General features: G+C 71.8%; 22 protein-coding genes. 9 read left to right on the forward strand and 13 right to left on the reverse strand.

Features of this window, described 5'->3' with window-relative positions:
* The first annotated feature begins 61 nt into the window (after window positions 1–61).
* The gene (gcvP, locus tag KSO98_RS12615) at window positions 62–2950 is read left to right on the forward strand and encodes an aminomethyl-transferring glycine dehydrogenase (protein WP_225285962.1); all 2889 of its coding nucleotides are present in this window, start codon (window positions 62–64) and stop codon (window positions 2948–2950) included.
* Between the two features lie 152 nt (window positions 2951–3102).
* On the opposite strand, the gene KSO98_RS12620 is transcribed toward gcvP, so the two are convergent.
* The gene (locus tag KSO98_RS12620; protein WP_225285963.1) at window positions 3103–6021 is read right to left on the reverse strand and encodes an AAA family ATPase; all 2919 of its coding nucleotides are present in this window, start codon (window positions 6019–6021) and stop codon (window positions 3103–3105) included.
* On the reverse strand, window positions 6021–7247 hold the full coding sequence (locus KSO98_RS12625) for an exonuclease SbcCD subunit D (protein WP_225285964.1): 1227 nt from the start codon (window positions 7245–7247) through the stop codon (window positions 6021–6023). The genes KSO98_RS12620 and KSO98_RS12625 overlap by 1 nt, the downstream gene beginning before the upstream one ends.
* A gap of 120 nt (window positions 7248–7367) precedes the next feature.
* Here KSO98_RS12625 and KSO98_RS12630 point away from each other — a divergent pair, with 120 nt between their 5' ends.
* Window positions 7368–7892 carry a VOC family protein gene (locus tag KSO98_RS12630; RefSeq protein ID WP_225285965.1) on the forward strand — a complete coding sequence of 175 codons (525 nt, stop codon included), beginning with the start codon at window positions 7368–7370 and terminating at the stop codon, window positions 7890–7892.
* Entirely contained in the window at window positions 7889–8842 is a 954-nt protein-coding gene (locus KSO98_RS12635; protein ID WP_225285966.1) for an RNA polymerase subunit sigma-70, read from the forward strand. Before KSO98_RS12630 ends, KSO98_RS12635 begins: the two co-directional genes overlap by 4 nt.
* 3 nt (window positions 8843–8845) lie before the next feature.
* On the opposite strand, the gene pepN is transcribed toward KSO98_RS12635, so the two are convergent.
* The 3 genes from pepN to KSO98_RS12650 are packed head-to-tail and all read right to left on the reverse strand — an operon-like array spanning window position 8846 to window position 12392.
* Complete coding sequence (gene pepN, locus KSO98_RS12640; RefSeq protein ID WP_225285967.1) at window positions 8846–11299, reverse strand: aminopeptidase N; 2454 nt, start codon at window positions 11297–11299, stop codon at window positions 8846–8848.
* A 34-nt stretch (window positions 11300–11333) separates the two neighbouring features.
* Window positions 11334–11615, reverse strand: coding sequence for a Fe-S cluster assembly protein HesB (locus KSO98_RS12645; RefSeq protein ID WP_225285969.1), 282 nt, complete (start codon window positions 11613–11615; stop codon window positions 11334–11336).
* 51 nt (window positions 11616–11666) lie between these two features.
* Window positions 11667–12392, reverse strand: coding sequence for a peptidylprolyl isomerase (locus tag KSO98_RS12650; protein ID WP_225285970.1), 726 nt, complete (start codon window positions 12390–12392; stop codon window positions 11667–11669).
* Between the two features lie 36 nt (window positions 12393–12428).
* Here KSO98_RS12650 and KSO98_RS12655 point away from each other — a divergent pair, with 36 nt between their 5' ends.
* Window positions 12429–13313: an LLM class F420-dependent oxidoreductase gene (locus KSO98_RS12655; RefSeq protein ID WP_225285971.1), complete on the forward strand. Its 885-nt coding sequence runs from the start codon at window positions 12429–12431 to the stop codon at window positions 13311–13313.
* Between the two features lie 13 nt (window positions 13314–13326).
* On the opposite strand, the gene KSO98_RS12660 is transcribed toward KSO98_RS12655, so the two are convergent.
* Entirely contained in the window at window positions 13327–15492 is a 2166-nt protein-coding gene (locus KSO98_RS12660) for a CocE/NonD family hydrolase (protein WP_225285972.1), read from the reverse strand.
* 152 nt (window positions 15493–15644) lie between these two features.
* Here KSO98_RS12660 and KSO98_RS12665 point away from each other — a divergent pair, with 152 nt between their 5' ends.
* The gene (locus KSO98_RS12665) at window positions 15645–16874 is read left to right on the forward strand and encodes a SulP family inorganic anion transporter (protein WP_225285973.1); all 1230 of its coding nucleotides are present in this window, start codon (window positions 15645–15647) and stop codon (window positions 16872–16874) included.
* A gap of 38 nt (window positions 16875–16912) precedes the next feature.
* Here the strand turns inward: KSO98_RS12665 and KSO98_RS12670 are convergent, their stop codons facing one another.
* On the reverse strand, window positions 16913–18211 hold the full coding sequence (locus KSO98_RS12670) for an MFS transporter (RefSeq protein ID WP_225285974.1): 1299 nt from the start codon (window positions 18209–18211) through the stop codon (window positions 16913–16915).
* Window positions 18212–18340: 129 nt separating this feature from the next.
* On the opposite strand from KSO98_RS12670, the gene KSO98_RS12675 reads away from it, so the two are divergent.
* The 3 genes from KSO98_RS12675 to KSO98_RS12685 are packed head-to-tail and all read left to right on the forward strand — an operon-like array spanning window position 18341 to window position 21014.
* On the forward strand, window positions 18341–20353 hold the full coding sequence (locus KSO98_RS12675; protein ID WP_225285975.1) for a putative bifunctional diguanylate cyclase/phosphodiesterase: 2013 nt from the start codon (window positions 18341–18343) through the stop codon (window positions 20351–20353).
* A 24-nt stretch (window positions 20354–20377) separates the two neighbouring features.
* On the forward strand, window positions 20378–20812 hold the full coding sequence (dtd, locus tag KSO98_RS12680) for a D-aminoacyl-tRNA deacylase (RefSeq protein WP_225285976.1): 435 nt from the start codon (window positions 20378–20380) through the stop codon (window positions 20810–20812).
* Between the two features lie 19 nt (window positions 20813–20831).
* A complete protein-coding gene (locus KSO98_RS12685; RefSeq protein ID WP_225285977.1) occupies window positions 20832–21014 on the forward strand; it encodes a DUF5302 domain-containing protein in 183 nt (60 codons plus the stop codon).
* A 117-nt stretch (window positions 21015–21131) separates the two neighbouring features.
* On the opposite strand, the gene KSO98_RS12690 is transcribed toward KSO98_RS12685, so the two are convergent.
* Both KSO98_RS12690 and KSO98_RS12695 read right to left on the reverse strand, forming a co-directional pair.
* Complete coding sequence (locus tag KSO98_RS12690; RefSeq protein ID WP_225285978.1) at window positions 21132–21617, reverse strand: group II truncated hemoglobin; 486 nt, start codon at window positions 21615–21617, stop codon at window positions 21132–21134.
* A gap of 238 nt (window positions 21618–21855) precedes the next feature.
* Entirely contained in the window at window positions 21856–22176 is a 321-nt protein-coding gene (locus KSO98_RS12695) for a DUF4031 domain-containing protein (protein WP_225285979.1), read from the reverse strand.
* 55 nt (window positions 22177–22231) lie between these two features.
* On the opposite strand from KSO98_RS12695, the gene KSO98_RS12700 reads away from it, so the two are divergent.
* Window positions 22232–23035 (forward strand): MBL fold metallo-hydrolase, encoded by an 804-nt coding sequence (locus tag KSO98_RS12700; RefSeq protein ID WP_225285980.1) that lies wholly within the window; start codon window positions 22232–22234, stop codon window positions 23033–23035.
* Window positions 23036–23047: 12 nt separating this feature from the next.
* Here the strand turns inward: KSO98_RS12700 and KSO98_RS12705 are convergent, their stop codons facing one another.
* From KSO98_RS12705 to KSO98_RS12720, 4 genes are all read right to left on the reverse strand, one after another.
* On the reverse strand, window positions 23048–23242 hold the full coding sequence (locus KSO98_RS12705; protein ID WP_225285982.1) for a hypothetical protein: 195 nt from the start codon (window positions 23240–23242) through the stop codon (window positions 23048–23050).
* A gap of 180 nt (window positions 23243–23422) precedes the next feature.
* Window positions 23423–24022, reverse strand: a complete 600-nt coding sequence (locus KSO98_RS12710) for a class I SAM-dependent methyltransferase (protein ID WP_225285983.1) — start codon at window positions 24020–24022, stop codon at window positions 23423–23425.
* A gap of 20 nt (window positions 24023–24042) precedes the next feature.
* Complete coding sequence (locus KSO98_RS12715; protein ID WP_225285984.1) at window positions 24043–24654, reverse strand: flavin reductase family protein; 612 nt, start codon at window positions 24652–24654, stop codon at window positions 24043–24045.
* An 11-nt stretch (window positions 24655–24665) separates the two neighbouring features.
* Entirely contained in the window at window positions 24666–25565 is a 900-nt protein-coding gene (locus KSO98_RS12720; protein WP_225285985.1) for a lytic transglycosylase domain-containing protein, read from the reverse strand.
* Window positions 25566–25577: the final 12 nt, after the last annotated feature.

Below are 25577 nucleotides of genomic sequence, written 5' to 3' on the forward strand. Positions count from 1 at the left end.
CGGACGCAAGTGCCGTGACAGAGGGGGAGGACCACCTATCCGTGCGTCCCCAGGAGCCTTCGTGTCCGACCGCCCCACCCTCGCCGATCTCGACTCCGCGGCTCCGTTCGCGGCCCGCCACATCGGCCTCCGGGACGAGGACGTCTCGACGATGCTCGCCCGCCTCGGCTTCGACTCCCTCGACGCGCTCATGGGCTCGGCCGTCCCGGCGGGGATCCGCAGCACCGCCCAGCTCGGCCTCCCGACAGCGCTGAGCGAGGCCCAGGTGGCCTCGCTGGCCCGGGAGATCGCGGCGACCAACCGGCCCGGCGAGGCCATGATCGGACTCGGGTACCACGGCACCATCACCCCGCCGGTGATCCGGCGCAACCTGCTCGAGGACCCGAGCTGGTACACCGCGTACACGCCCTACCAGCCGGAGATCTCGCAGGGTCGGCTCGAGGCGCTGCTCAACTTCCAGACCATGGTCGGCGACCTGACCGGGCTGCCCACCGCGAACGCGTCCCTGCTCGACGAGGGCACCGCCGCAGCCGAGGCCATGACGCTGGTGCGCCGCGCGCGCAAGGGCGCCGCAGGTCCGTTCATCGTCGACGCGGACGCGCTGCCCCAGACGATCGACGTCGTCCGTATGCGCGCCGAGGCGATGGGCATCGAGGTCGTCGTCGCTGACCTGTCCGACGGCCTGCCGCAGGACGTCGTCGACGCGAGTGGCGTGCTCATCCAGTATCCCGGCGCGTCTGGTGCCGTCCGCGACCCGCGCCCGGTGATCGAGGCGGCCCACGAGCAGGGCGCCCTGGTCGTGGTCGCGGCGGATCTGCTCGCCCTGACCCTGCTCGAGGCGCCCGGCGCGATGGGCGCCGACGTGGTGATCGGGTCGGCCCAGCGCTTCGGCGTACCGCTGTTCTACGGCGGCCCGCACGCGGGCTTCATGGCCGTGTCCGCCGGGCTCGAGCGGAGCATGCCCGGTCGACTCGTCGGCGTCTCGATCGACGCCGAGGGACGCCCGGCGTACCGGCTGGCGCTGCAGACCCGGGAGCAGCACATCCGGCGCGACAAGGCGACCTCCAACATCTGCACGGCGCAGGTCCTGCTCGCGGTCACCGCCTCGATGTACGCCGTCTACCACGGCCCCGAAGGGCTCGCCTCGATCGCGACGCGCACCCACCGCTATGCCGCCGTGATCGCGGCGGCGCTGCGTGACGCCGGGTTCGCGCTGGCCAGCGAGACGTTCTTCGACACCCTCACCGTCGTGGTGCCGGGTGGCGCCGCGGACGTCGTCGCCAAGGCCCGCGAGCTCGGTCTGCACCTGCGGCTGGTCGACGCCGACACCGTCGGGCTCTCCACCTCGGAGACGACCACCCGCTCGACGCTGCGCTCGGTGCTCGCCGCCTTCGGCGTCGCGGCCGAGGTCGACACGCTCGACACGGCGACGGGTGACGCGCTGCCGGAGACCCTGCTCCGCGCGACGCCGTACCTCACCCACGAGGTGTTCTCCACGCACCACAGCGAGACGCAGATGCTGCGCTACATGGCCCGCCTCGCGAACCGCGACTACGCGCTCGACCGCGGCATGATCCCGCTCGGGTCGTGCACGATGAAGCTCAACGCGACCAGCGAGATGGAGCCCATCTCGCTGCCCGGCTTCGCCGACCTGCACCCGTTCGTGCCCGCCTCCGACGCGGCCGGCTACGCCCGGCTCGTCGAGGAGCTCGAGGGCTGGCTCGCCGAGGTCACCGGCTACGACCGGGTCTCGATCCAGCCGAACGCCGGCTCCCAGGGCGAGCTCGCCGGACTGCTCGCGATCCGCGGCTACCACGCGGCCAACGCCCGGGCCAACGGCGTCGCCAACAACCGCGACGTCTGCCTCATGCCCGCGTCCGCGCACGGCACCAACGCCGCCTCCGCGGTGATGGCCGGGATGAAGGTCGTGGTCGTGAAATCCCACGAGGACGGCACCGTCGACCTCGACGACCTGCGCGCACAGTGCGATGCGCACTCCGCAGATCTCGCCGCGATCATGGTGACCTACCCCTCGACGCACGGGGTCTACGAGGAGGGCATCACCGAGCTGTGCGAGATCGTGCACAGCCACGGCGGTCAGGTGTACATCGACGGTGCCAACTTCAACGCGCTGCTCGGCTACGCCAAGCCTGGTGAGTTCGGCGGCGACGTCTCGCACCTCAACCTGCACAAGACGTTCTGCATCCCGCACGGCGGCGGTGGTCCGGGCGTCGGGCCGGTGGCCGTGCGCGAGCACCTCGCCCCGTACCTGCCGACGCACGCGATGCACCCCGACGCCGCGAAGCGCGAGGGCATCGGCCCGATCTCGGCGGCGCCGTACGGCTCGGCGGGCATCTTGCCGATCTCGTGGGCGTACATCCGTCTCATGGGTGGCGCGGGTCTGACCCGCGCCACGGCGGTGGCGGTGCTCTCGGCCAACTACATCGCGGCCCGGCTGGGGGAGCACTACCCGGTGCTCTACCGCGGCGACTCGGGCCTGGTGGCGCACGAGTGCATCCTCGACCTGCGGGCGCTGACCAAGGCGACCGGTGTCTCGGTGGATGATGTGGCCAAGCGACTCATCGACTACGGCTTCCACGCCCCGACGATGTCGTTCCCGGTGCCCGGCACCCTGATGGTCGAGCCGACCGAGTCGGAGGACCTGGCCGAGCTGGACCGCTTCATCGACGCGATGATCGCGATCCGAGGCGAGATCGAGCGCGTCGCCTCGGGCGAGTGCTCGCCGGAGAACTCCGTGCTGCGCGGCGCGCCGCACACCGCGCGAGCGCTGGTCGGCGAGTGGGACCGGGTCTACAGCCGCGAGGAGGCGGTCTTCCCGCAGGGTGTCGACGTGGACAAGTACTGGCCGCCGGTCGCCCGGATCGACAACGCGTACGGCGACCGCAACCTGGTCTGCGCGTGCCCGCCGCCGGAGGCCTTCGCCGAGTGACGTCGAGGGGTCACTTCTTGTGGGTCGAGTGTCCAGGTGATCGGACACTCGACCCGCAGGAGGTGACTCCTCAACCCACAGGAAGTGACCTCTCAACCCGCAGGAAGTGACCTCTCGACCAGGTAGAGGGTCCCCCGCTCGCCGGGAGCGGGTCAGCGGAGAGCGAGCGTCGAGCCGCCGCGCGACTTGGTGACCAGCAGCTGGGTCGGGATGCGGTCGCGGAGCTCGGCGACGTGGCTGACCACGCCGACGACGCGCCCGCCGTCGCGCAGGCCGTCGAGGACCGCCATCACGTCGTCGAGGGTCTCTGCGTCGAGGGAGCCGAAGCCCTCGTCGACGAAGAGGGTCTCGAGCATGGCGCCGCCGGCCTCCTGGCTGATCACGTCTGCCAGGCCGAGGGCCAGCGCGAGGGAGACGACGAACGTCTCGCCGCCCGACAGCGTCGCGGGGTCGCGGGACTCGCCGGACCACTCGTCGCGGACCAGGAGCGCCAGGCCGCCGCGGCGGTCACCGGCCGCACGCGAGGCGGTGTGCTCGAGCTGGTAGCGCTGGTCGGTCATCGTGGTGAGACGCTCGTTGGCGGCCTCGACGACCTGGGTCAGTCGGTAGGCCACGACGTAGGCCGACAGCGACATCTGGAGCTGGTTGTCCGCGCTCTTGCCCTCGGCGAAGGCCGCCAGCTGGGTTGCGGTCGCCAGCGCGCCACGCAGCGGCCCCCACGCGGCCAGCGCGTCGTCGAGCTCCTCGCGCAGCTCCGCCAGCCGCGCCAGCGTCGTCGCGCCGGCGGCCACCGCGGCTTGGGCGCGTCCACGGAGGTCCTGGGCGGTCTCGTGCGTGGCGAGGAGCGCCGGGAGGTCGGGGAGCGGTTGCGTGCCCACCGTCGCGGCCTGCGGCTCGGCGAGGATCGCGGAGACGACGGCCATCCGACGCTCGTGGTGCTTGAGCCGCGCCGTGGCAGCCTCGATCTCGGCCGGATCGAGCGCTGCGGCCGCTGCGGACTCTGCGTCCTCGAAGCCGGCCTGTGTCACGGCGTCCGCCAGGGTGCGCTCGGCCTCGGCGAGGGCCGCCGCGGCGCGGTCGCGGGCGTCGAGTCGCTCGACGAGGGTCGCGGAGGCCTGGGCGGTCCGCTCGCGCTGGGCGAGCAGGGCGGCGACGGAGTCGGCCCCGGTCTCCTCCAGCGCCTCGGCGAGGACCCGGTCGAGGTCCGCGCACTCGGCAGCGAGGCCCTCGTGCGTGGTGCGGGCGGCAGCGGCCTGGGCGCTGATCTGGGTGAGCCGCTTGGCGTCGGCCTCGACCGCGCGGGTCGCGGTGCTGAGGGCCGTCTCGGCAGCAGGTGCTATCGCCGCGAGGCTCTGGGCGGTCGCGAGCTCGGTCGCGACGGCCTCCCGCTCCGCCTCGGGCCCGGCCTGCTCGCGGGTGAACGCCAGGCGGGTGTCGAGATCCTGGAGCTCGAGGCTGCGCAGGTGCTCGATGGCGCTGGCGTCGTCGGCGGCCTTCTGGGCGGCCTTCTCCGCCTCCGCGTCAGGCGCGTCGGCCGACGGTGCGGCCTTGTGCGGGTGCTCGTCGGAGCCACACACCGGGCAGCAGGCGCCGACGGCCAATCCTCCGGCGAGCTCGGCGGCCATGCTCTCCAGACGGGCGGCACGCACATCGAGGGCGCGCTCGCGAAGCTCGAGCGTGGCGGTCCGCGCGAGCGCGTACGCCTCCTTGGCCTCGGCGACCGCCGTGACCAGACGATCGGTCTCGACGTAGGCCCGGGCGCGCACCACGAGAGCCTCCGCACGGCCCGCCGCAGCACGCGCCGACTCGAGGTCCGCGCGCAGCGCGTCGAGACGCGCCGGAGCGGCCTCGGCGCGCTCGACGAGCGCGGCGAGCTCGGTGCTCAGCTGGTCGTGGATCGCGGCGGTGCGGGTCGCCTCGGCGGCGACACGGTCGCGCCGCTGCTCCTGCGGAAGGAGGGCGCGCGCGGCGTCCACGAGGCGGACGTGCTCGCGGTGGGCGGCGGTCGCCTCGACCAGGACGGCGTCGCCCGGCACGGCCGCGAGGCAGGCGTCGTGCTGGGCTCGGGCACGGGCGACGAGGGAGCGGACGGGGGTCACCGTGGCTGCGCGACGGGCGGCCTCGACTCGCGCGCTGTCGAGAGCGACGTCCTCGGCCTCGGCCTCCAGCGCGGCATGCTCGGCAGCCGCGGCGTCGAGGCGCTCGCGCGCCTCGACGAAGGCCCGGGCCTCCTCGAGAGCAGCGCGCGCGGCGGCCTCCGCAGCGACCGCGTCGCCGGCCGTGGCGCAGCTCGCCAGGTGCTCGTCGTGCAGCCGCTTCTCGATCGTGTCGACCCAGCCGACCATCTCGCCGTCGCCGGCCGCGAGGCTCAGGTCGCCGAGGTCCCAGTCGTCGGGCAGTGGCGTCTCGGTGGCCTCGCTGACGCGGCTGACGGCGTCGGCGACACGCTGGTTGAGCGTCTCGCTGCGGCGGCGCAGCTCGATCCGGTGCTCGCGCAGCCAGCGCTCGATGTCGGTGAAGCGCTCGGTGCGGAACAGCCGCTGCAGCAGTTGCTTGCGCTCCTCGGACTTCGCGCGCAGGAACGCCTGGAAGCGACCCTGGGGGAGGAGGGCGACCTGGGTGAACTGGAGCAGCGTCATCCCGAGCAGATCGGTGATGAGGTAACCGGCCTCGTCGAGCCGGGTGGTGTGGGTGACCCATGCCGCGCCGCGCTGCTCCTGGAGCGTGACCGAGGCCTGCTCGGTGGTGACGCCGTTGCCGCGCTTCTTCGGCCGGTCCCAGGCCGGTGAGCGGCTGATCCGGAAGCGGCGACCGGACAGCGTGGCCTCGAGCACGACCCGCGGCGCCACGCCGGGCTCCGCCTGGTCGCAGCGCAGCCGCTTCGCGGCGGCGCGGTCGCCGGGGACGTCACCGTAGAGCGCGAAGCAGACGGCGTCGAGGACGCTGGTCTTGCCGGCGCCGGTCGGCCCCGAGAGGAGGAACAGGCCGGCCGCGGAGAGCATGTCGAGGTCGACCGAGACGGTGCCGGCGAAGGGGCCGAAGGCGGTGATCTCGAGGTGGTGCAGACGCATCAGAAGAGCACCTCCGCCCACTCGGTCTCCGGCTCGGCGCTCTCGGACGACTCCTCGCTGAGGTGCATGTCGACCTCGGGATCCTCGCAGCAGGCGTCGACAGCGCGCCCGAGCAGGGCGAGCTCGTCGGCCGAGGCGGAGGCCCCGCGCAGCTCGGCGATGAAGTCGGCGACCAGGTCGCGGTCGCGTCGCGCGGGCTCGCGCCGGTGCGACAGCCCGCCCACGACGGGTGCGGTGGACTCGAAGCCGAGCATCAGGGTGTGGGGGAAGCGGCGCCGCAGCCGGTCCATCGCCTGGAGCGGGCGCACGGTGTCGGTGAGCGTCACCTGGAGCCAGGAGCCCTCGTGCTCGGCCAGCGAGGCATCGCTGAGCAGCGTCTCCAGGTCGCCGCGCAGGGTCGCCAGCGGCCGGGGGACCGGTGCGTCGATGAACTCGGCGTGGCTCGTCCCGGCGGCGCCCAGCTCGATCAGCCACGACCCCTTGTGCTGGCGGGCCTCGGAGAAGGAGTAGGCGAGCGGGGAGCCGCTGTAGCGGATGGTGTCGGTCAGGGTGTGTCGCCCGTGCAGGTGGCCCAGAGCCGCGTACGAGACGCCGTCGAAGACGCTGGTCGGCACGATCGAGACGCCACCGACCGAGATGTCGCGCTCGGAGTCGCTGGCGAGGTCGCCCGCGTCCTCGACGCGCCCGGCGACGAAGGCGTGGGCGAGCACCACCGAGCGCGCACCGCGGCGATCGGAGAGGTCCGTGCGCACCCGGCGCATCGCCTCGCCGAGGGCGGCCGCATGGGAGCGCGCAGAGAGCTGCCACGGCTCGCGCACGGTGTCGGGGTCGAGATAGGGGATGCCGTAGACGGCGACCGGGCCGTGCTCGTCCTCGAGCAGCACCGGCACGTCGACGCGGGAGGCGTCCGTACGGATGAAGACACCGGCCGCGTCGATCAGCTCCGAGCCGAAGCCGAGCCGCTGGGCGGAGTCGTGATTGCCGCTGGTGAGCACGACCTTCGCCCGCGAGGCGGCGAGCCGGCCGAGCGTCTCCGACGCCAGCCGGACCGCGTCGACCTGCGGAAGCGCCCGGTCGTAGATGTCGCCTGCGACGACGACCAGGTCGACCCGCTCACGCTCGACCACCTCGAGGAGATGGTCGACGAAGGCACCCTGGTGGGTGAGCATCCCCTCCCGGTGGAAGGACCTCCCCAGGTGCCAGTCGGAGGTGTGCAGGATCCGCATGCGCCCAACTTAAAGGCCGCCACCGACAGTTTCCGGGGGACGCCCCGGGGCGACCGATTAGTTTCGACCCGTACACACGTTTCACCGGTGTCTTCATCCCCGACCACGAAGGACACCACCATGAACGAGCACATCACCAGCACCAGCACCGGCCTGGGCACCTGCCTCTGGTTCGACGGCACCGCCCTGCCGGCGGCCGAGCTCTACGCGGCGCTGATCCCGAACTCGAGGATCACGCACGTCAGCCACTGGAGTCCCGGCATGAACGCCGGCGTCGCCGGTGAGGTGATGACGGTGCTCTTCGAGCTCGACGGCCGGCCGTATCGGGCCCTCAACGGCGGACCCGGCATCACGCCCAGCGAGGCCTACTCCTTCGATCTCACGGTCGAGACGCAGGAGGAGATCGACCGCTACGTCGCGGCCCTGACGGCCGACGGCGGCGAGGTGGGGCCGTGCGGCTGGCTCAAGGACCGCTTCGGCTACTCCTGGCAGGTCGTCCCGACCGTGATGGCGGAGCTCGCCGCCGACTCCGACCCCACGGTCGCCGCGGCGGTGATCAACGCGATGCTCGGGATGCGCAAGCTGGACATCGCGGCGCTGCAGGCGGCCGCCGACGCGGCCCGCCAGGAGGGCGCCGCCCGATGAGCGTCCTGGACGAGGCCCGGTTCGCCGCGGCCAGCGAGCAGCACCGCCACGAGCTCCGCGTGCACGGCTACCGGATGCTCGGCAGCATCGAGCAGGCCGAGGACGCGGTGCAGGAGGCGCTGCTCAAGGCGTGGCGGGCCCGGGACTCGTTCGAGGGCGATCCGTCGGCCGGCGTACGGGCCTGGCTCTACCGGATCCTCACCACCACCTGCCTCGATGTGCTTCGCGCTGCGGGCCGCCGGCCGACCGCGGCCGGCACGATCGACGAGGTGAGCTGGCTCCAGCCCGTCCCGGACGCGATGCTCGACCAGACGTCGCCCGAGCAGTCGGTCGTACGCCGGGAGACGGTCGAGCTGGCCTACCTCGCCGTGATCCAGCTGCTGCCGGCCCGGCAGCGTGCGGCGCTCCTGCTGCGCGACGTCGAGGGCTACTCGGCCCAGGAGACCGCGGAGATCCTCGGCGTCTCGGTGCCGGCCGTCACCAGTGCGCTGCAGCGGGCCCGGGCGACCATCGCCGCGCGGACCGCGGCTCGCGACGCGGACTGGTCGCCGACCGAGATCACCGACGGCGAGCGGCGCCTGCTCGAGGCGTTCATTGCCGCCCATGAGGCGCAGGACCCGGCTGCAGGCCTGGCGCTCATCCGCGAGGACGTACGCGTCGCGATGCCGCCCAACCCGGGCCTGTTCGTCGGCCGCGACGCGGTCGCCGGCTTCATGGCCCAGGCCTTCGACCGGACGATCTTCGGGGAGTGGCGGCTGCTGCCGATCGCGGCCAACCGGATGCCCGCCGCCGCGTCCTACCTGCGGCGCGAGGGGGAGAGCGTCTTCACGCCCTTCAAGATCGACGTGCTGCGGATCGGCGGCGGTCTCATCGCCGAGATGACCACCTTCGACGCCTCGCACTTCCGCCGCTTCGGTCTGCCGGAGAGCCTTCCGGTGCAGGAGGGGTGACCCTCAGCCGCCGAAGCGCTGCATGATGGCCTGCGCGCGGGTGAGCTGGTCGGTGCAGTCCACCAGCACCCGGCGCAGCGACAGGTCCAGACCGGGCTGCTCGATCGCGGCGCGTGCCCGTGCGAGGGTCTCCTCGTCGGTCGCGCCGGCCGGGAAGAACGCCTCGGCGGCCTGGGCCAGCACCCAGCCGGCACGCGCGTTGACGGTGGCGGGCAGGGCGTCGAAGTAGCGCCCGACGTACGGATCCGTCAGCTCCTCGGGCCCGCGCCACAGCCCGTGGCCGGCGGCAAGCACGTCGTAGTTCGGCAGGTCCGTCTCGCCGGTGAAGACCGACCAGGCGTACGCCTTCGCCTCGGCGTCCGGCAGCGAGCACAGCGCGCCGGTGAGCGCGACCCGCGCGTCGTTGGCGGGCTCGGCGTCGAAGGCGCTCCGCAGCTCCTCGCGAGTGATCTCGCCCAGGGCGGCGAGTCGCCCGAGGATCCGCCAGCGAAGGTCGAGATCGAGGTCGATGCCGGCCGGCGTCGCCGCGGAGAGCCAGCCCCGCAGCGGGTCGGGGGACTCCGCGGAGCGGATCGCCGTACGGAAGGCGGCGAGCTGCTGCTCGGAGCCGACCTCGGTGGCGGCGAGCTTCGCGAGCGCGGCCTCGTGCACGCGTGCCAGCGACCCGTCCGGTGCGAGGGGGAGGACGTCGTTGAAGAGCCAGCCGAGCGTGCGCCGGTAGGTGTCCTCGGTGTCCTCGACCGGCAGGCTCGCCACCGCGATGTCGATGACGTCGGCGGGGGAGACGGCGGCGTTGTGGAAGCCGCTGCGCAGGTTGTTCCAGATGCCCGCGCGCAGTCGTCCGTCGCCGACCAGGGGCAGGTGGGTCTTGAGCGCCTCGACGGTCCGCTGGTCGGGGATCGCGACCGCCCAGGTCTCGTCGAACGGGTCCAGGATGATCGCGGCCCCGGCGAGCTCGCCGACCTCGGTCCGCTCGCCTGCGACGGTGACATCGTGGGTGTGCCAGTGGCGACCGTCGTCGCTCATCGAGATCGTGAAGGCGTGCGTACGGTCGGCAGGGTGCTCGGCCGGAGGGGTCCGGACGAGCTCGTGGGCCGCGCGGTCGTACGTGAGCGTGTCCGGCCCGGCCGTGCGCAGCCACTGGGTCGCGAAGTCGGACAGGTCGCCGGCGCCGGACCGCTCCCAGGAGGCGAGCAGGTCGTGCATGGTCGCGTTGCCGAACCGGTGCGCGGTGAAGTGGTCGATGACGCCGCCGAAGAAGACGTCGTCGCCGAGGGTGTTGGCGAGCTGACGCAGGATCGCGGAGCCCTTCGAGTACGAGATGCCGTCGAAGTCCTGCAGCGCCGCGGCCCCGTCGACCGCGCCGTTGCCGGCGACCGGATGGGTCGAGGGCCGCTGGTCGGCGATCAGGCCCCACTGGCGCCGGGCGTAGGACAGGTCCGCCCACGCGTCGCTGTACTCGGTGACGTCGGCGGTCACCCGGTTGCCCATGTACTCCGCGAACGACTCGTTGAGCCACAGGTCGTCCCACCACACCGGCGTGACGAGGTTGCCGAACCACTGGTGGGCCATCTCGTGCGCGATCGTGGTCGCACGCTGGATGCGGACGCCGCGGGTCACGCGGGAGGTGAAGATCAGCGGGTCGCGGAAGGTGACGCAGCCCGGATTCTCCATCGCGCCGGCGTTGAACTCCGGCACGAACGCCTGGTGGTAGGCGCCGAACGGGTAGCGGATGCCGAAGAGCCGGTGGAACTCGTCGAAGCTCTGCTTGGTGATGGTGAGGATCTCCTCGGCGTCCCGCTCCAGGTCGCCGGCGAGGCTGGCGCGCGCCGAGAGGCCGAGGGGGATGCCGGCGTGGCTGTCGCGGATCAGGTGGTACGGACCGGCGACCAGGGTGACGAAGTACGTGGAGAGCGGCTGGCTCTGCTCCAGCTCCCACACGCCGGGCTCCACCTGCTCGCCGGGCGCGTTGCCGACCACGAGCCAGTCCTGCGGTGCGCGCACGTGGAGCGTGTACGGCGCCTTCAGGTCGGGCTGGTCGAAGCAGGCGAAGATCGAGGGAGCGGCGTCCATGAAGGACATCCCGTACACGTAGTGCCGCCCGTCGGCCGGGTCGACGGAGCGGTGCAGACCCTCGCCGTCGTTGCGGAAGCGCATCGTCGCCTCGACGACGAGCTCGTTCTCACCGGCGACGGTGTCGAGAGGGAGGCGTCCGCGGTCGAGGAGGTCGACATCGATCGGGTCGCCGTTGAGCCGGGCGGCCTGCAGGCGGACCGGCTTGAGGTCGACGAAGGTCGTGCCGCCGCGCGAGCGGAACCGGATCACGGTCCTCGAGGCGAACTCGGTCTCGCTGCTCGCGAGATCGAGGGAGAGGTCGTACGAGAGCACCTCGAGCAGGGCCCGGCGGGCCTCGGCCTCGGTGCGTTGAAGGCTCTGGAAGGGGGACGACGCGGTCACCCGGGCACCTTAGTACCCGGGTGACCGACGGTTGTCAGGCCTGCGGTCCGAGCGCGAACTCCACGCGCCCGTCGGGGTCCACGGCGGCGTCGAGGACCTTGTCGTCCAACAGCTCCGCGGCGCGCGAGTCGAGGTAGACGGTGGCGCCGTCCTGCTCGACGACCTGGTCGCCCGGCGTCGCGTCGGGGGTGGCCGTCACCTCGAAGGTCTGGGTGGCCTCGTCGGAGGAGATCCGCAGACCGGCGGACTCGGGCGCCTGCGGGCGCTGGGTGATGTTCTTGACGATGGTGCTTGCGTTCTCAGTGAGAGTGAGCATGCACGTCCGTTACCCGATGCTCAGGGCCTCACACGGGGTGAGTGTCCGGGGTCACCCGACGCTGACCGCGGAGATCTTCACCGGGGTCTTGGGGGCGCCGTCCACGCCGCCGTCGGCGGTGCCGGCCTGCGCGACCTGATGAAGCACCGTGAGGCCCGCCGGCGCGATCGTGCCGAACACGGTGTAGTTCGGCTGGAGCGGGCTGTCGGCGTACACGAGGAAGAACTGTGAGCCGTTGGTGCCGGGGCCGCCGTTGGCCATCGCCACCGTCCCGGCCGGATAGGTCTTGTACGTGGATCCCATCTGAGCGCTCGCCTTCTTGTCCGTCTCGAGGGCGTTGGCGCTGTCCAGCTCATCGGCGAAGGAGTAGCCGGGGCCGCCCTGGCTGGTGCCGGTCGGGTCGCCGCACTGCAGCACGGCGATGCCGGACGCAGCGGTGGTGAGCCGGTGGCACGACGTGTCGTCGAAGTAGCCCTGCTTGGCCAGCGAGACGAAGGAGTTGACCGTGCACGGCGCGCTGTCGGCGTTGAGGGTCAGGGCGATGTCGCCGGCCGAGGTCTTCATGGTCACGGCGACGTCGCCACTCTGCGTCGGCGTCGACGGCGGCGCCTTCACCGGCTTGGTTGCTTGACCGGCGCTCGGGTAGGAGCAGGCACCACTGCTCGCGCCGGTGCCCGCACCGGCGTCGTCGGTGGCGTTGTTCTCACTGCTGCCGCAATCGGCGAGCAGGACCAGGGGGGCGACGGCGAGCAGGGCGTACGAGGCGCGCTTGAGCATGCCCAGAGGCTAGATGACGGGGCTAGTGTCGAGAGCATGGACCTCGGCCTTCACTACGCGAACTTCACCAACCCCGAGTGGCAGACCCAGCTGCTCCCACGCCTGACCGAGTCGGCGCGGATCGCCGACGAGGGCGGCGTCGACCTCCTGACCGTGATGGACCACTGGTTCCAGATGGAGGCGTTCGGCGGCCCGTTCGAGCCGATGCTGGAGGGCTACACCACCCTGGGCTACCTCGCCGGACTCACCGAGAGGGTCCGGCTCTCGATGCTGGTCACGGGTGTCACGTACCGCCATCCCGGCCTGCTGGCCAAGACGGTCACGACGCTCGATGTGCTCTCCGGTGGTCGCGCGCTGCTCGGCATCGGCGCCGCCTGGTACGACCGTGAGCACGCCGGGCTCGGCGTGCCGTTCCCGCCGCTGAAGGAGCGCTTCGAGCGACTCGAGGAGGCGCTGCAGATCGCCCAGCAGATGTGGTCGGACGACGACGGCCCGTACGAGGGCAAGCACTACCGGCTCGCCGAGACGATCTCGCTGCCGCAGCCCGTCCGCGGCTCGATCCCGATCCTGATCGGCGGAGGCGGGGAGCGCAAGACGTTGCGCCTGGTCGCGCAGTACGGCGACGCCACCCACCTCTTCGCCCGCGAGGGCCGGGAGGCGATCGCCCACAAGCTCGACGTGCTGCGCGGGCACTGCCGCGACGTCGGGCGCCACTACGACACCATCGAGAAGACCCTCGGCGGCGGTGGCGGCACCGACCCGGTCCGCGACACCGACACCTTCCTGCGGGAGATGGAGGCGTACGCCAAGCTCGGCATCACGCTCTTCACCGTCACGATCGTGCCCGGTGTGGACGACCCGGTGGGCTACACCACCGAGCTGGTGGAGCGGGTCCTGCCGCGGCTTCAGAGCATCGGCTGACCCGCCAGCCCGGTCAGCGTCGGAACGACGTGGTCACCGTGACCCGCGGCCGGCCGAGGTAGGTCGCTCGCGCGCGGTGGACGCCGGCGACGAGACGGGGCAGGCGGAAGGCGGCACGACCGTGCACGAGGCGCTTGGTGAGGCGCATCCGGCCGTCGATGGTGAGGCGCACCCGCCCGGGAGCGGTCGAGGTGACCACGACCCTACGGCCGTGGACCTTCATCCGCAGGTGCGGTGCGGCGACGTCGCCGGTGGCGGCCGGGGTGGCCGAGCCGGGTGCGTCGACCGGGATCGCGACGCCGTCCTGGTACGCCTTGTTACGCGTCGGCAGCACCAGTGACGACGGGTAGGTCGTCGAGGAGTGGACGGTGATCGGGGCGAGCGTGTTGGCCAGGTCGGGCAGCGTCGGCAGCAGGTGCGGCACGTCGAAGGACTGGACGGTCAGCTCGAGGCGGTGCCCGGGCCGGATGTCCGCGCCGGTCGGGAAGAGCTCGACGTCGACCGGCACGACCTGGCCGGGCTTGGCCAGGGCCTGCGAGGCCTTGGTGAACGGGTGGTACGGCTGGAGCACCTGGCCGTCGAGATAGCGCGTGCGCGCGGTGTCGAGGGCGCGCAGCGAGATCATCTGCCAGCCGCCGGTGAGCCGCTTCACGGATCCGTCGGGGGCGACGTCGTCGATGGCCACCGAGAGCAGGCCGTCACCGGTCGGGCTGGAGACGTAGAGCCGCGCGTTGATCGGGCCGAAGATCGGGAGGTGCTGCGTCAGGGGAGCGGTCCGGAACGCCGTCGACATCTGGCTGTTGACGTTGTTGGACTCGAAGCAGGTCGAGTTGAACAGCTGCAGCTCGCTGATCAGACCGGCGGTCCACTGGTCGGTGGAGCGCGAGCAGAGCCCGGAGACCGGGTTGGGCAGGACCGTCGAGGCCTGGTCGGCAGTGCTCGGCGCGACACCGAGCACGCCCGGCTTGCCGGTCCCGGCGGTGCCGGAGAGGGGCTCGACGGTGGCGCTGGTGTCGGTCGGGTCGACCCAGCGCTTGGCGGTGCGCCACTGGTCGGGGCCCTGCTCGAAGTAGGTGATCGGCGCGATGTCGCTCTTGGCGCCGTCGAGGCCGGCGTCGGGAATGCCCTTGACGTAGTGGTCGAACCAGCGCAGCTGCAGCTCGGCGAGCGAGCCGTGGCCGGCGTCGCCGACGTCCTCGCCCGAGGAGCCCTGAAGGTGGTTCCACGGGCCGATGATCATCTTGGTCGGGACGCCGCGCTTCTGGAGGTTCTCGAACAGCAGCGGAGTGCCGCGCTGGAACAGGTCGTACTCGCCGCCGACGAGGAACGTCGGCACGTCGACCTTGTCGATCACGTTGATCGGGGAGCGCTGGGCGTAGAAGTCGCCGTCGTACGCGTCCTGCTGGCCGCCCAGCGCGCTGAGCATCGTCGGCGCGCTCCAGGTCGCGATGTCCGTGAGGTGCTGGACCAGCGCCGTCAGGCCCGAGACCGGATCGGTGGCGGTGACGGCCGGCGGGATGATCCCGGTCGTGGTGACCAGGCCGATCCACAGCGGGATGAAGCCGACGTCGATCTGGCCGCCGCTGGCGACCACGTCCCGGTAGACGTCCGCGGCCGGGACCTGCGGGAAGATCGCCTTGAGCCCGGCCGGGTGCTGGGCCGCGGCGAAGATCTGGTCGATGCCCATGTAGCTCGGGCCGGTCATCGCCGTCGAGCCGTTGCTCCACGCCTGGTCGTGGGCCCAGGTCATGATCTGGCCGTAGTCCTTGGTCTCGCGGGTGCAGAACGCGCACCAGGTGCCCTCGCTCGAGCCGGTGCCGCGGGCGTCCACGGTGAGCTGGGCGTACCCGCGCTTGACCAGGTAGCCGGGGTCGGCGCCGGTGAGCATCCCACCCACGCCGGGCACCTGTGAGGTGGACTTGTTGTACGCGGTGATCGTCACGACCACGGGGACCTTGTCGGTGGTCGCCGTGCCGTCGGCGTCGGCCGGCAGCGTCAGGTCGGCGCGCAGCACGGTGCCGTCGTCCATCGTGATCGGCAGATCCGTCCGGGTGACCGTCTTCGGATAGTCCTCCGGGCGCGGGGTCCACCCGCTCGCGGCCTGGGCCGCGCCGGGCACGACGACCAGCCCGAGCACTCCGAGGAGGACGGTCAGGACCAGGGCTGTGAGGCGGCGCACACTCGCACAACGCGGCGCGGTCGAAAACGTTACTCGCGAGTTCGGTTCCACCGGCGGGGCCGCAACAAGTCCGGCGATGCCGGTGGGGGAGGGGACGGCGAGTAAAGTCGCGCGGTCGTCCGATCGCCCGTCCTACTGCTCCGGAGCCCCGCTTGTCCCTCGCCGTACCGCACCCGATCGACGTCCGCACGGCACTCCGCTCGCCGGGACTGCTGCGGACCGAGGTCCTCGGGGGACTTGTGGTGGCGCTGGCGCTGGTGCCCGAGGCGATCGCGTTCTCCGTGGTCGTCGGCGTCGATCCGAAGGTCGGGCTCTGGGCGGCGGTCACGATGGCGATCACCATCGCCTTCGTCGGCGGCCGGCCGGCGATGATCTCCGCGGCGACCGGTGCGGTGGCCTTCGTGGTGGCCCCGGTCGCCCGTGAGCACGGCGTCGACTACCTGGTCGCCACCGTCATGCTCGGCGGGCTCATCCAGATCGTGCTCGGACTGGTGCGGATCGGGCGCCTGATGCGCTTCGTCACCCGCCCCGTGATGGTGGGCTTCGTCAACGCGCTCGCGGTGTTCATCCTCCAGGCACAGTGGGACAATCTGCACCGGGTGCCGTGGCAGGTGTTCCCGCTCGCGGCGGTCGCGATCGCGATCATCGTGCTGCTGCCGCGGGTGACCACCGCCGTACCGGCGCCGCTGGTGGCGATCGTGGCGCTGACCGCGTTCGTCTGGTGGTCCGGCGTCGGGGTGCCGACGGTGAGGGACAAGGGCGCGCTGCCCACCAGCCTGCCGCCCTTCGGGCTGCCGGACGTGCCCTGGAGCTGGGAGACGCTGCGGATCATCGCGCCGTACGCCCTGGCGCTCGCGGCGGTCGGTCTGATGGAGTCGTTGATGACGGCCACGCTGGTGGACGACATCACCTCGAGCCGCTCGAGCAAGGACCGCGAGGCCTGGGGTCAGGGCGTCGCCAACATCGTCACCGGCCTGTTCGGCGGCATGGGTGGCTGCGCGATCATCGGCCAGACGATGGTCAACGTCCGCCAGGCGGGAGCGCGGACCCGGATCTCGACGTTCCTCGCCGGCGTCTTCCTGCTCGTCCTGCTGCTGGCGCTGGGCGGCCCCGTCGGGCGGATCCCGATGGCGGCCCTCGCCGGCGTGATGATCATGGTCGCGGTCGGCGCCTTCGACTGGGACAGCGTGCGGACCCTGCGTCGTACGCCCCTCTCCGAGACGCTCGTCATGCTCGTCACGGTGGCGATCGTGGTGGCCACCGGCAACCTCGCGATCGGCGTCGTCGCCGGGGCGATCCTGCATGCCCTGGTCCGGCGCTCCGGCGGTGCGCCCGGCGACGTGAGCGACGACGACCCGGTGGGGGACCCGGTGCTGGTCTGAGTCGCGCCTAGATGTACCGACCTCATGGCCGGGTACACCTAGATCGTCCCGGCGAGCACCGGCTCGTGGTCGCCGGCATGGACCGGCACCCAGCGGGTGGCGACGAGCGCCAGGCCCGCGAGCAGGAGCGCCGCGGTCAGCCAGAACGGATAGGCGCGGTCGATGCTCGAGAGCCATCCGGAGATCCAGCCGAACGGCGCGGCGGCCAGCATGATCACGGTGCGCTGCAGCGCCATCACCCGCGAGCGCTCGGCCTCGTCGACGTGCAGCGCGACGAGCGACTCCGAGAGCATGAAGAGGATGCCTGCGCCGAAGCTGTCGAGCAGGAGGCACAGGCCCAGGGCGGCGTACGTGCCGGCGCTCGCGCCGTCGTGCACCGTGGGGATCGCGACCAGCACCAGCTGCCCGGCGAGGTAGACCCCGAAGCCCCACAGGCTGCCGCGCTTGAGGTCGACACCGGTGCTGAGCCGGGGGATCAGGGTGAACAGGAAGACCACCGAGATCAGTGAGCGGACCATCGGGAAGAACGGCAGCGCCGGATCGGGTACCTGCAGCCGCTGGTTGATCACCACCTGGAAGAACGTGCTCTCGATCAGCGTGACCGCGGCGACCAGCCCGGCGATGCCGAGCGCGAGCCGGGAGCCGGGGGAGCGGCCGAGCAGGGTGAGCGCGTGGCGGTAGCCGCGCAGCAGCTGGAGGACGGACTCGTGCTTGGTCTCCTCCATCCGGATGCGGCCCTGCCGGGTCTCGGTGGACCAGCGGTAGAGCCAGATCGTCTTGCCGAGCATCACGATCGCCGCGTTGACCAGCAGGATCCGTACGGCCGGCTCGAGACCGAGCTGGGAGACCAGGACGGCGGCGATCGGCGCGAAGAGCGCGGAGCAGTCGGCCGCGACGCGTACGAGCGCGTAGATCCGGGTGATCTGGCCGCGCTCGGCGTCCTCGACCATCAGGCAGTCCCACGAGTTGCTGGTGATCTGCAGGGTGCCGTTGAGGATCGATCCGGCCACGAAGACCCAGAAGTTCTGCGCGACCGCCCACAGCAGGCAGGGGATCACCCAGGCGGTGATGTCGAACCATGCCGTGGTCGCACGCCGACCGAGCCGGTCGGTAATGATGCCGCCGGCCAGGCCGAAGAACACCTGAGAGACCATCCCGATGCTGGCGACCAAGCCGATCTGCGCATCGTGCACCCCGAGGGCGAGCATGAAGACCGACATGTACGGCAGCACCAGAGCCATCGACAGGCCCCACAACGGCTCGGTCCACACGCACGCGCGCGGGTTGCCGCGCAGGGTGATCAAGGTGTGCCAGAGCAGGTTGGGGGTACGAGCCACCGCGACAGTAAAGCAGCGGTGGCAGCGCTCTCGCGACGAGATGGCTCCGCAGGGCGCGCCGCGTCCTGGTCACCCGGTGGTCTGTCCGGTTTCCGCTCGCGCGGGCGCAGCGTCGGTTAGCGTGCGCCCATGAGGCGGCGACCGGGGACAGGGACGTCCACGGCCCGACTGATGCTCACGCACGGCCTGCTGATCCTGGTGTCGGTCGGCCTCCTCGGGATCGCGCTGTCGCTGGGGATCCAGGGGACCGCCTCCGAGCGTGGGCTCGCCGAGGCCCGGACCGAGTCACTCCTGGTGGCGCAGACGGCAGTGGAGCCGCATCTGAGCGGGCGTCCGCTCGACGAGGGGCTCACCGAGCGTGAGCGCGCGGTGATGCAGCGGCTGGTGCAGCGGGCCGTCACGGGAGGGCATCTGCTGCGGCTGCGGCTGCGCGACGAGCTCGGCCACATCGTCTACGCCGACGACGGGCCCAGCGACGTGGGTCGGTCCAAGTCGACACTCGGGAAGGGCACCTCCGACGACGAGGCCGCTGACGACGAGGTCAGCGAGGCGACCGACGGCGAGGTGGTAGCGCAGCTCACCCACCTGAACGCCGATCGTGAGGATGGCGGGACGCTGGGGCCGGCGGCCGTGGAGGTCTACCTCCCGCTCGTGGCCGGCTCCCCGGGGCGACAGATCGGCGTGCTCGAGATGTACCTTCCGTACGCGCCGATCAAGGCCGCGGTGGATCACGACCTGCGCGTCCTCTACCGGGACCTCGGCCTCGGCCTGGCCGGGCTGTTCGTCGTGCTGTTCGTCATCGCGGTCTCGGTCAGCCGGGGTCTTCGACGCGCACTCGCCGCCAGTGCCTGGTCGGCGCGCCACGACGCGCTCACCGGGTTGCCGAACCGGGCGCTCTTCGTCGAGAGCATTGCCGCCGCGGGTGCCTGGGCGAGCCGGACGGGCCGCCCCGGAGCGGTCGCGATCATCGATCTGGACCACTTCAAGGACCTCAACGACACGCTCGGCCATTCCATCGGCGACGAGCTGCTGTCCGTCCTCGCCGACCGGCTCAGTGCCGCGGTGCCGGCGCCCGACATGGTCGCCCGCCTCGGGGGAGATGAGTTCGGCCTGGTGCTCCGCGACGGCCACGACGCGGCCAACGAGCTGGCCCGCATCGCCGAGATCCTGGTCGCCGAGGCCCAGGTGGGTGCCTTGCCGCTGTCCGCCGCGCCGAGCATCGGCTACCTCGCGATCACCGGTACGGATGTCAGCGCCGAGACGCTGATGCAGCGCGCCGAGGTCGCGATGTACGCCGCCAAGGCCGGTCACACCGTCATCGCCGAGTACAGCGCCGATCTCGAGCGGTTCGTCGCCGCCGACATGGAGCTGATCGCGGAGGTGCCGCGGGCGTTGCGTGCGGGGGAGCTCCGGCTGCACTACCAGCCCCAGTGCGACGCGGCGACCGGCGCGCTGGTCGGTCTCGAGGCGCTCGTGCGGTGGCAGCATCCCCGCCTGGGGCTGCTGGCGCCCGGGCGGTTCATCCCGATGGCCGAGCAGACCGACCTCATCGAGCGACTCACCGCCTGGGTGCTCGAGGCCGCGCTCGCCGACGCGGCCCGGCTCGCGGACCGGGGGAGGCCCATCCCGATCGCCGTCAACGTGTCGGCCCGCAGCGTCGTCCGCACCGACTTCGCGCGCCAGGCGATGGCGGCGCTGGAGCTCGCTGACGTCGCGCCGTCGCAGCTGGTGATCGAGGTGACCGAGACGACGCTGGTGAGCAATCCCGAGCGGGCCCGCAGCGTCCTGGCCGAGCTCGACAGCGTGGGCGTCCACGTCAGCATCGACGACTTCGGACAGGGCCAGACGTCACTGGCCTATCTCGCCGATCTCCCGATCCGCGAGCTCAAGGTCGATCGCGCGTTCGTCACCGGGATGGCCGCCGACCCGGCCAGGACGGCGATCGTCCGATCGGTGATCGACCTCGGGCACAGTCTCGGCATGCGGGTCGTGGCGGAGGGCATCGAGACGGATCAGGACCTCGAGGCCGTGCGCGCACTGGATTGCGATGTCGCGCAGGGGTACCACCTGGCCCGACCGATGGACTTCGACGCCCTGGTCGAGCTCATCGACCGCACGGCGGCGCCATCGCCGACGGCGTGACGCGCGCTGCGTAGGCTGCGCCTCGTGCGTGCCGTGGTGACTCGAGTGTCCGCAGCGTCCGTCGAGGTGGCGGGGGAGACCGTCGGCGAGCTGCCGCGGCCGGGGCTGCTGGTGCTGCTCGGCGTCGGCCATGACGATGGGCCCGCCGAGGTCGAGTGGCTGGCCCGCAAGGTGTGGGGGCTGCGGATCCTGGAGGGGGAGCAGTCGGCCTCCGACGTCGGTGCCCCGGTCCTGGTGATCTCGCAGTTCACGCTCTACGGCGACGCGCGCAAGGGCCGGCGTCCGTCCTGGACCGCCGCCGCGCCCGGGCCGGTGTCCGAACCGCTGTACGAGGCGTTCTGCACGACGCTGGCCGGGCTGGGTGCGCAGGTGGAGCGCGGCGTCTTCGGCGCCCGGATGAACGTCGCGTCGGTCAATGACGGCCCGTTCACGATCCTGTTGGACACCGACGCCCGCTGAGACGTGTGAGACTGTCGGTGTGTCTGACAACGAGTCATCCCAGGAATCGGCCAACGACGACCTGAAGGCGCGCATGCGTGAGGCGCTCGACCGCAAGAAGCCCAACGATCAGGGGGTCGCCCACGGCAACCACGAGCGTGGCCACGCCGAGGCGCACGGTCCGGCCGGCGGGAAGCGGCTCCACCGCCGCAAGTCCGGCTGAGTCCGGGAGACCTACCTCGCCGCGGAGCCGGGCTCGGACTGCCCGCGGCGGGGACGGCTGGCGTGCAGGCGTCGGCGGGTGCACGACGCGCTGCTGCATCCGGGTGGCGCAGCGCATCTAGGAGATCTGCCCGTCCCAGCCCCACCTCGGCGTGGGGCCCGGTTCGCCGACGTCCGTGCCGACCGGTTCCTGGGAGACGTCCTGGGCGATCGCGGCGCCCCAGTCGAAGTAGGTCATGAGTGCGGCGCTCAGGTCGGTGCGGCCCGGGTAGGTGTCGGCGATCGCGTCGGTCATCAGCTCGAGCCAGCGCTGTCGGTGCGCGTCGTTCATGCCGATCCCGAGGTGCGAGTGCAGCAGGGCCTGGTGTCCGCCCAGGCGTGCGGTGAAGTCGGCAGGTCCGCCGAAGACCTCGGCGAGCCAGACGGCGACGTGCTCGAGATGGGTCGGCGTGAAGTCGACGAAAACCGGCGCCAGGATCGGGTCGGCCAGCACGCGGTCGTAGAAGTTGTCCGACAGACGACGCAGACCGTCGAGTCCTTCGACGTCGTCGTACAGGCTCGTCCCACGGCCCGTCGGCGCGAGCTCTGATCCGTTGTCGGTCATACGTTCAGCGTCTCACCGGCCCGCTGCGGGGAACAGGGAGACGGAGACAGAATGACATAATGTCGCTTATCGGCGATATATGGAGAACAGTCTGAGGAGCAGCGTCACTGCTACCCAGGTTGCGGTGGCGCACACGACGACGTGTCCCATCTTGCGCACGACGGGCCGCTCGTACAGCCCACCGAGGTAGACCAGGACGAGACCCAGGCAACGGCGGCAGTGACCACGGTGCGGCGCCTTATCCGATCTGCTCGATCGGATAGCGCCGCGGACGTCGCTCGCCGCTGAACTGCTGACGAGCCTCGTCCACGACACGCTTCCACTCCTCCGAGCGGCACCGGATGGGTACGGCACCGAGCCGGATCGCAGCGGCGCGGGTCTCATCGGTGACGTCGAAATGAACACCGCTGATCTTGTCCTGCAGCCAGGCGGGCTGCAGGCCGAGGCGCCCCGCGAACTCCAGCAGCTCGGCGCGGGAGTCGGCCATCAGGTGTGACCAGTGCGCGCTGAGGTGCCCGACCTGCGCCTCGATCCGGTAGTCGTCGACGTAGGCAGCCACCGGCCCATTCTCCCCGATGCGGCGTGCGCCGGTCGGAGGCGGGTACCGCGTCCCGATGGACGACGCGACCTTGGAGTTCATCGGCACGGCCACGGCTCTCCTGCGGCTGGGTCCCTTCACGCTGCTCACCGATCCCAATTTCCTCCACCGCGGCCAGCGGGCCTACCTGGGCAAGGGCCTGTTCTCCAAACGCCTCACCGACCCGAGCCTGCAGCCGGCCGACCTGCCCGACCTGGACGCGATCGTCCTCTCGCACCTGCACGGAGACCACTTCGACCGCGTCGCGCGCCGGGAGCTGGACCGGTCCGTGCCGATCCTCACCACGCCGGCCGCCTCGGACCGGTTGCACGACTGGGGGTTCACCGAGGCCGCCGCGATGCGTCCGTGGGACACCCAGACGCTGACCTCGAGCGGGGCACGGCTGACGATCACGTCCGTCCCCGGAGAGCACACGCCGCGCTTCGCGAAGGGGCTGCTGCCGCCGGTGATGGGCAGTGTCCTGGAGGTGGAGGGCGCCGGTGTCGCACCGCTGCGCATCTACATCACCGGCGACACCCTCTACCGGCCGTGGCTACGGGAGGTGGTCGACCGGTGCGGACCCATCGACGCCATGGTGATCCACCTGGGCGGGACCCGCGCGCTCGGCATCCTGGTCACCATGGATGCCGGCCAGGGTGGCGACCTGGTCGAGCTGATCCGCCCCGCCCTGACCGTCCCGGTCCACTACGACGACTACACCGTGTTCCGCTCCCCCTTGGCCGACTTCGAGAGCGCGTGGCGCCGGCGCGGCCTGCCCGGCACGCTCCGCACGGTCGCGCGCGGCGAGTCGGTCTCGCTGCGTCCCGGAGCGCCTACCTGACGCAGCGCGCCCTCAGGACGGGCGCTCGGCCGGCGTGCTGGTCTGCACCGACTCCGCGGCCGTCTCCTCGGGATCGTTCGTACGCTCGGCCGACTCCTCGAGGATGGCCTCGGCCTGGGCCTCCGGATCGTCGCTGCCGACCGCGCGCTCCTCGGCGAGCAGCTCGGCACGCGTACGGACGTCATCCTCATCGGGTCGCTGGCTCATGCCGTGCCGGTATCCCGACCCGCGGCGCACGATTCGCGCCTCGTGGATGACATCCCGCGAGGCCCTCAGCGAAGCACCGCCCCGTCAGCTGATCGCGGGAGACCGTCGCTCCGGGGCCTCCATCCCCCGCGGGACGCGAACGCGACCGTCCCACGGGACCGCGAGTCCCATCGGGAGACCTCAGTCCTTGCGCAGCACGTTCACGGCGAAGTCCGCGTCGTCGTGCCAGCCGCGCAGGTCCCAGGTGGCGAAGCGGTTCTCCAGGCGCAGGCCTGCCGCACGGACGGCGTCGTCGAAGGCAGTCAGGGTGAGGTCGCGGTCGGTGTGGAAGCCGACCACGACGAAGCCGTCATCGACGACGTGCGCGGCCACCCGGCGCAGCACCTCGGCCTCGGTGCCCGGGGTCACGAAGACGATGACGTTGCCGGCGAGCACGGCGCCCGCGAACGGCTCCGGCTCCCCCATCGCCGGAAGATCGAGCTCGGCGAGGTCGGCGACCAGCCAGCGCGGCCCCGGGTGGTCCTCCTCGGCGGCCGCGATCAGCACAGGGTCGGCGTCGACGCCGACCACGGTGTGGCCGCGCTCGCGCAGGATCGCGCCGACCCGACCCGGACCGCAACCGCCGTCGAGCACCCGCGAGCCGGGCGGCAGCATCGCGTCGACCAGCCGGGCCTCACCGCCCAGGTCGCGACCCTCCGCGGCCATCGTGCGGAAGCGCTCGACGTACCACTGCGAGTGCCCTTCCTTCGTGTCGGTCATCCACCGTGTCGGCTCGCCCATGCCTCCACTCTAGGGACGGCTCATGAGGGCCGGACGATGTGGAACAGGTTCTCGGGGGTGATCGCGAAGTAGTCCGTCGGGCCGCCACCGCGCAGCACCGGCTCCGCGTCCGCCGTCCGGTAGACGCCGTCCGTCACCAGGTCCGAGGCGATGTGCACGCCGACGACCTCACCGAGCACCAGCCAGGTGTCGAGGTCCGAGCCGGACGCGGACCGGAGCCGTACGACATCGCTCCGTCGGCACTCGAAGGAGACCGGCGCCTCAAGGACGTGCGGCACCGACACGACCTTCGACGCCCCCGGCGTCAGGCCGGCCAGGTCGAACTCCGAGACCGAAGCGTCCACCGACGCGGAGCACGCGTTGACCTGCTCGATGAGCGGCCGGGTGGCGAGGTTCCAGCAGAACTCCCCCGTCGCCTCGACGTTGGCGACCGTGTCCTTGTAGCCGAGCGACGCGAAGCCAATGATCGGCGGGGTGTAGTTGAAGGCGTTGAAGAAGCTGTACGGCGCCAGATTGAGCAGGCCCTCGGCCGATTGCGAGGAGATCCAGCCGATCGGGCGCGGCCCGACGATGGAGCCGAACGGGTCGTGCGCCAGGCCATGCCCCAGCCGGGGCTCATAGAAGTGGGTCATCGCAGCACAACCTAGTCGGCCGACAGCCGGATCGCCTTCGCCTTCGGATAGCCGAGCGGCAGCACCCATACGCCGGACCTGGCCCGGTACAGCACCCGCCAGGACCGGTAGCCGAGGATCGAGCGGGGCCAGCGGCGCATCACACCTGCGTAGGAGCGGACCGCGTTCACGTACGACGTCGAGTGGTTGTACGCGTACAGCGCCCGCGTCATGTCGCGCGGCGCGCCGTGGGCGCGCAGGTAGCGGGCGGCCGCCGGGATGGCGTCGCGCGGGTCGTGCACGTCTCCCCCGCGTCCGTACGCGGCCCACGTCGCCGGCATGAACTGCATCGGCCCCTGGGCGCCTGCGTAGCTGGGGCCGACGATCCGGCCGAACTTCGTCTCCACGAAGTTGATCGCCGCCAGGTAGGTCCACGGCACGCCGGTGGTGCGCGCCGCGCGCCGGTAGATCCGCATCAGCTGCGTCGCCGGCAGTGGGTCGACGATCCGCCACGGGGGCAACGACGGCTGCGGTGGGGTGATCGAGCGCAGTCCCCCAGCCGCGGCGAGGTCGGCCGCGATGATCCGGTGGGCGCGGCCGCTGAGCCGCGCCAGCACCCGCCTCCGTACGCCCGCCCGCGCCTCGGAGAGCGCCCGCACCGCGAGCTGCTCGAACTCCCCCGCCGCCCGGACTGCGCCGGCCGTCGACCCCGGCGCGGCGATCACCGACTCGGCCGAGGCGACCTGCGCCGCGAAGACACGGACCGGGCGTACGGGCGGCATCAACCGAGACGTCGACGATGCGCTCGGCGCCGATGAGCTCACCAGCGACACGGACGGCTCGGCCGAGGGCGCCCCTCCCCCGCAGCCGACCACCCCGAGGGCGACGACAGCGACCAGGGAGAGCGAGACCGGAGCGAGCACAGCGCGCATGCACCATGCTTA

The sequence above is a fragment of the Nocardioides nematodiphilus genome (assembly GCF_020216525.1).
Lineage (GTDB): Bacteria > Actinomycetota > Actinomycetes > Propionibacteriales > Nocardioidaceae > Nocardioides > Nocardioides nematodiphilus.